This is a genomic window from Serratia sp. 506_PEND (assembly GCF_001076875.1).
GTDB lineage: Bacteria > Pseudomonadota > Gammaproteobacteria > Enterobacterales > Enterobacteriaceae > Serratia > Serratia marcescens.
On the sequence record NZ_JVEL01000211.1, the window covers coordinates 1 to 6,109 of the forward strand.

At 52.7% G+C, this 6,109-nt stretch carries 7 protein-coding genes; 4 read left to right on the forward strand and 3 right to left on the reverse strand.

What is annotated here, in order from left to right; translation table 11 throughout:
• The first annotated feature begins 43 nt into the window (after nt 1–43).
• From ADK28_RS05160 to iolE, 4 genes are all read left to right on the forward strand, one after another.
• Nucleotides 44–1,495 carry a sugar porter family MFS transporter gene (locus ADK28_RS05160; RefSeq protein ID WP_048795069.1) on the forward strand — a complete coding sequence of 484 codons (1,452 nt, stop codon included), beginning with the start codon at nt 44–46 and terminating at the stop codon, nt 1,493–1,495.
• Nucleotides 1,496–1,528: 33 nt separating this feature from the next.
• Nucleotides 1,529–2,536 (forward strand): Gfo/Idh/MocA family oxidoreductase, encoded by a 1,008-nt coding sequence (locus tag ADK28_RS05165; RefSeq protein ID WP_048795070.1) that lies wholly within the window; start codon nt 1,529–1,531, stop codon nt 2,534–2,536.
• A 9-nt stretch (nt 2,537–2,545) separates the two neighbouring features.
• Nucleotides 2,546–3,325, forward strand: a complete 780-nt coding sequence (locus ADK28_RS05170; protein WP_048795071.1) for a TIM barrel protein — start codon at nt 2,546–2,548, stop codon at nt 3,323–3,325.
• A 91-nt stretch (nt 3,326–3,416) separates the two neighbouring features.
• Nucleotides 3,417–4,313, forward strand: a complete 897-nt coding sequence (gene iolE, locus ADK28_RS05175) for a myo-inosose-2 dehydratase (protein WP_048795072.1) — start codon at nt 3,417–3,419, stop codon at nt 4,311–4,313.
• A gap of 324 nt (nt 4,314–4,637) precedes the next feature.
• Here iolE and ADK28_RS29775 read toward each other — a convergent pair whose 3' ends face one another.
• From ADK28_RS29775 to ADK28_RS05185, 3 genes are all read right to left on the reverse strand, one after another.
• The gene (locus tag ADK28_RS29775; protein ID WP_343286255.1) at nt 4,638–5,054 is read right to left on the reverse strand and encodes a GNAT family N-acetyltransferase; all 417 of its coding nucleotides are present in this window, start codon (nt 5,052–5,054) and stop codon (nt 4,638–4,640) included.
• A 32-nt stretch (nt 5,055–5,086) separates the two neighbouring features.
• Complete coding sequence (locus tag ADK28_RS05180) at nt 5,087–5,605, reverse strand: GNAT family N-acetyltransferase (RefSeq protein WP_016928545.1); 519 nt, start codon at nt 5,603–5,605, stop codon at nt 5,087–5,089.
• 2 nt (nt 5,606–5,607) lie between these two features.
• The coding region (locus tag ADK28_RS05185; protein WP_048795073.1) for a helix-turn-helix domain-containing protein at nt 5,608–6,109 on the reverse strand (502 nt) is incomplete at its 5' end.

The following is a 6,109-nucleotide window of genomic DNA, read 5'->3' on the forward strand; positions in this document are numbered from 1 at the left end:
CAAAGACTAAAACTTAAAAAGACCAACGTGGAGAGGTAATGAAATGTCTACACGAAAACACAATGTACCTTACCTTATATTCATCTGTGCAATCGCTTCAGTTAGCGGGATCATCCTCGGTTATGACGCCTCCGTCATTTCAGGCGTTATTGATCCTCTGACCGAACATTTATCACTCACGCCAGCGGAAAGTGGTTGGGCTGTTTCTAACGTAATTTTTGGATGTGTTATCGGTGCCTGGGGGGTCGGACGCCTCACTGACCGTATTGGCCGTAAAGCAACACTGATCATCACCGCTGTACTGTTTGCCATTTCAGCCATCGGTGCGGCTTTAGCAACTGATCTGACCTGGTTCGTTGTTTATCGCATGATTGGCGGGCTGGCTGTAGGGATGGCCTCTGCCGTTACACCACTCTACATTGCAGAAGTGTCTCCCAAAGATCTGCGCGGGCGCATGTTAGGCATGCAGCAAATGCTGATGGTGAGCGGCCAGTTGGTGGTGTATGTGGTGAACTACCTGATCTCCAAAGGTGCTGCTCATGAATGGATTGTGTCTATGGGCTGGCGCTGGATGCTGGCATCTGCACTGGTTCCCTGCGTGCTGTTCCTCGTTATGGTCTTCTTTATGCCGGAATCACCCCGCTGGTATGCAATGCATAACAAGAAAGATAAATCGCTGAAAGTGCTAACCTCTCTTTCTAACGCCGCACATGCTGAGCGCCTGTATACCGAAATCCGCAGTTCCATTGCTGCTGATTCAGCTTCGTCCGGTGAATCAAATCAGCGCGGCATTCTGAAAGATAAAAAAGCTTCCTACATCTTATGGATTGGCTGTGCCATCGCCGTGCTTCAACAGGTTTCCGGTATCAATATCCTGATGTATTTTGCGCCGTCTCTTCTGCAGAACGTCACTGGTAGCACACAAGACTCGTTGTTCCAGAGTATTTTTCTCGGTGTGGCGCTGTTAGCCGGTGTAAGCATCGCGCTTGTTGCCTTTGACCGCGTAGGCCGTATTCCTTTACTGCGCTGGGGTGCTCTAGGATGCGCTGCCTTTTTGTTCTTCACTTCCTGGGCATTTATGAAAGAAGCCAAAGGCTTTCTGCCGGTGGTGGGATTAGTGGGCTTCATCTTTGTTTTTGGCCTGTCATGGAGCCTTGGTGCGTGGCTGTTGATTTCTGAGATTTTCCCGAACCGTATGCGCGCAGTCGCGATGGGCTACGCCTTCTGTTCTCTTTGGGTATCTAACTTCATCGTGACGCAAAGCTTCCCGATGATGAACCGCAGTCCAGCACTGGTGGAGCACTTCCACGGCGCCTTCCCGCTGCTGTTATGTGGTGGATTCAGCGTCATTGCTTTCTGGTTCGTTGGCCGTTTCCTGCCCGAAACCAAAGGGGTATCGCTGGAGCACATCGAACCACTGATGCTTTCCAAATCTCGTCGTTTTGGCCATAAGCAGCAACCGCTCATCACACCAGAATCTGTATCGCAAAAGTAAACCGTAAGTCCCCTACATATTGAGGAGAGTTTCATGTCTATTAAAAATATTGTGCGCGTTGGTCTGATTGGCGCAGGTCGTATGGGCAGTTTCCATGGTGAGACAGTCGCTCAACGTATTCCAGGCGCAACCTTGGTTGCAGTGGCCGATCCCGTACCAGGCGCAGCCGAGAAACTGGCTGCTAAACTGGGCGCGCAAAAATCCTATACCGATCCGCAGGCGATGCTGAGTGACCCCGAGATCGACGCAGTCGTCATCGCATCTCCAGCGCGAACTCACGCTGAGCTAGTTGTGGCAGCAGCAAAAGCAGGTAAAGGCGTGTTCTGTGAGAAGCCAATGGCGGTGACGCTGGAAGAAGCGGATAAAGCCATCAATGCAGCTAAAGAAGCCGGTGTTGCATTACAGGTTGGCTTCAACCGTCGTTTCGTAAGTGGTTTCGCTGCCGCTTATGAAGAAATCAAAGCGGGCAAAATTGGCGTGCCTCAACTGTTACGCTCAACCACGCGCGACCCAGGCTTGGGCGATCCTACCCCCATCCCACACTGGACAATTTTCCTGGAAACCCTGATCCACGACTTCGACATCCTGCTGCACCTGAACCCAGGCGCAAAACCAACTCAGGTTTATGCTGTAGCCGATGCGTTAGTACGTCCGGATTTTAAAGATCGCGGATTGCTGGACACCGCTGTAGTAAATATCCGTTTTGATAACGGCGCGATCGCCACTGCTGAAGCCAACTTCCAGGCCGTGTATGGCTACGATGTCCGTGGAGAAGTGTTCGGCAGTAAAGGCATGCTTCAGGCTGGCAACATCAACGTGAACAACTGTGTGCGTTACACTGCCGACGGCATTTCTATCGAAACGGCTCGTCGTGATACCGATCTGCTACGTGACGCTTATGTGGCAGAGCTGACAGACTTCGTTCGTTGTGTTGCTACTGGTGAAGCCCCGAAAGCAACAGGCGAAGATGCACGTAATGCGCTGGAAATCGCTTTGGCATGTATCGCTTCCGTTCAACAGTCCCAGCCGATCACTCTCTAAGGATTACAAATGTCTAACTACTCATTGTCCGTCTGCGCTGAAATGGTGTTTCTCGACCTGCCATTTATTGAGCGTGTAGAACGCATTCACGCTATGGGCTTCGGCGTTGAAATATGGGACTGGACCAAGAAAGACATCGATGCGCTGGTAAGAACCGGTGCCCGTATTACTTCGATGACCGGCTATATCTCAGGCAACCTGACTGATGACGAAGAGATTGCTCAGCTGCTCTCTAGCGCCAAAGAGTCGATTGAAGTTGCTCGTCGCCTCGGCTGCCTAAATCTGAACCTGCATGGGACAGGGCTGAACAACGTGGGTTTGCCCGTAAAACCCGTTGAAGTTGTAACCGGTGCGATGTGGCTGAAGGCAAAAGAAACACTGAATGCGCTTGCTACTTTGGGCGAAAAGGCGGGTAAGGTTTTCACACTGGAAAACCTGAATACTGCCGTTGACCATCCGGGAACACCTTTCGCGAAAGCGGAGGACACTCTGGCGCTGGTTACTACGGTTAACAGCCCATACCTGAAAATGAACCTCGATATTTATCACGCGCAAATCGGTGAAGGTAATCTGGTCGAACTGATCCAGAAAAGCGAAAAGCACATTGGTGAAATCCAGGTTGCTGACGTGCCTGGTCGTAAAGAGCCAGGTACAGGTGAGATCAACTACAAAGCCGTTGCCCGCGCTCTCCAGGGCATCAACTACCACGGTGTAGTCGCGCTTGAAGGTTGGGCATCGGGTGATTCTGTGGTGGCGTTGGAGGCTTTCCGCGAAGCGTTCTCCCTGTAATGTCTGACGTTCTTCAGAACCTCTGAGAACTTACTTAGCATCGCTTCTCAGGTCATCGGAAGCGGTGCTTTTTATTTTGAAGGATAGAGTTATGAACTTATCAAAGCGTATTCGTGTTGGCGTGAGCCCACTGTCTTGGACGAATGACGTACTTGAAGATCTTGGTGGTGATATTCCACTGGAAACCTGCTTAGAAGAAGCCGCTGCTGCCGGCTATGAAGGGATTGAGTTGGGACGTAAATTCCCCAGAACGATTAACAAACTCCAGCCGATTCTTTCCGATGCAAAACTCAAACTGGCATCCGGCTGGTATAACGGATTCCTTGCTGAACGTAGCTTTGATGAGGAGCTTGAAGCCGTTCACGATCACGCATTACTTCTGAAGTCGCTTGGTGCGAAAGTCATGGTTTATGGTGAATGCGGAGGCATGCCGGGGAGTGCGCCATTAGATGAACCATTATCGCTTTCTCCAACCCTGGAGAACATCAGTCTAGAGCAATACGCGCAAAGGGTGAACAACCTGGCTGCCTCACTACAGAAAATTTACGGCTTGCGTCTCGCTTATCATCACCATTTGATGATGGTGGTCGAAACCAACGATGAACTGAAAGCATTTCTGGAAGCAACCGATGATTTAGTGGGTATCGTACTGGATTGCGGCCATGCAACAGTTGCAGGTGTGGACATAGGTTGGGTACTTGAAAAGTATGGCAACCGTGTTGCCCACATCCATATGAAGGATGTCCGTGGTGATGTGTTAGACAATGTTATTAACAACGACATGAGCTTTAATGATGCTGTGAGGACCGGCTTGTTCACAGTTCCAGGAGATGGCATCGTTAATTACATACCAGTAATTAATTTCCTCAAAGATTCAAACTATGAGGGGTGGATAATTATCGAAGCAGAACAAGACCCTGAAAAAGCGCCCCCATTAGAGACGGTAAAAAAGGCGCGAGCATGGGTTCAAAAAGAGATTGGAATCTGAGCTAATACAAATAAAAAGTAGCCACCGAGTGACTATGTAGGGTCGATTGGCGCTCTTTGAGCGCCCAGGCTGCTGACGAACCCCATGTTTTTGCATGGGGTTCTTCTATTTTAGCGACCGCAAATCGCGGTCGCGATATTTTTGAGCCTGTACATAAAGTTGTGTAATTGCCTGATTTTGATATGTTCAACCCAACATCAAAAGAAGGTTAATTTATGGACAAAAATCGTAGCAGCATCCGCTCTTTGATTTAATCTGAACGTAACCTAAGCAGGCAAGGCACGGATCTTCAATTTCAAATGGCTATGGGGACTTGCAACACCATTACAGATTTTTTTCAAAACAGACCGCCTGCGGGTTACCTCGATAACGGCCATAGTTCTCGCGTATCCGATATCCCTGAGCCAGATAAAATTTGATGGCACGTAGGTTGACTCTTCGAGTTTCCAGCCACAATTGTCGATACCCCAACCACCGAGCCTGCTGTTCCAAAGCATGCAATAATTTACGACCAATGCCGTTGCCAGGCTCCCGCACATACATTCGTTTCAACTCTGCAACGCCAGAAGTTAATCGACGCAGCGCCCCACAAGCTACGGCTTCATCGGCAGCATTGCGTACCAACATAAAACAACCTCCATCCGCTTCTATAGAAGCAGGATCAAACGAGGACGAACCGCTATCGCCGGTGATCTCAGCCAACTGCACCGACAACTCCGCCATCAGTGTCAGTGCGTCCAAGCTATCGACTTCACTTAATAGTATCCGAAGAGTCACAGCAGTTTGTACATATAGCAGGTGGCCTCCAACGCCCCTCCGTCGCTGGCGCGGGCGTATTGCGGGATGTCGCCCGCCGCCTCGAACCCCAATTGACGGTACAGCCCCTGCGCCGCGCTGCCGCTCAGGGTATCCAGCACCAACAGGCTGCGGCGATGACGCGCCGCCAGCGCCTGCACTTCCTGCATCAACAGCCGGGCGACGCCCTGCCGCCGCGCCTGCGGGTGCACCATCAGCTTGACCACTTCCGCGCGGTGGCGGCCGTTGTCCGGCATCGCCAGTAACAGCTGCACGGTGCCAACCGGCCGGCCGTTTGCGAGCGCCACCAGCATCGCACGCTCTCCCCGCGCGATGGCCGGCAGCAACCCCTGCCAAAACGCCTGCGCCTGCGTCAGCGTAAAGGGCATGACAAAACCGATGCTGGCGCCGTGCGCCACGCTGGCGTGCAGCATCTCGGCCAAGTCGACAATGGCGCTTTGCGCCGCGCCGGCGTCCCACTGTTGCAATTCAATCATGGCTATGGCCTGCAGATAACGAGGGTGTAATGGGCCGGCTCATCGCCGGGGACATGGAAACGGGAGGCGCCGAACAGGCGGTAGCGCAGGCAGTCGCCGGCCGACAGCCGGAAAACGCGCCCTTCCAGGGTCAATTCCAACTGCCCGGACAGCAACCAAAGGTGATGTTCCAGCGCCGGAATCGACGGCAGGTCGTAATCGATCTGCGCGCCGGCATCAAGCCGGGCTTCGATAAACTCGGCCTTATACAGCGCGGCAGGCGGGGAAACGGAGCGACGGTGAAAACCGCTGGCGCGATCGACCCACACCGGCTGTTGCGGCGGCCGCAGCAGCTCCGGCGGTTCGTCTTCGATTTCGCTCAACAGGCGCGACATGGTTAACCCGTAGGCGGCGCACAGCCGGTTCAGCAACGATGCCGTCGGGCTGGTCTCGGCGCGCTCCACCCGCGAGAGCGTCGCCCGGCTAAGGCCGGTGCGCTGCGCCAACTCCTCCAGCGACCACGCC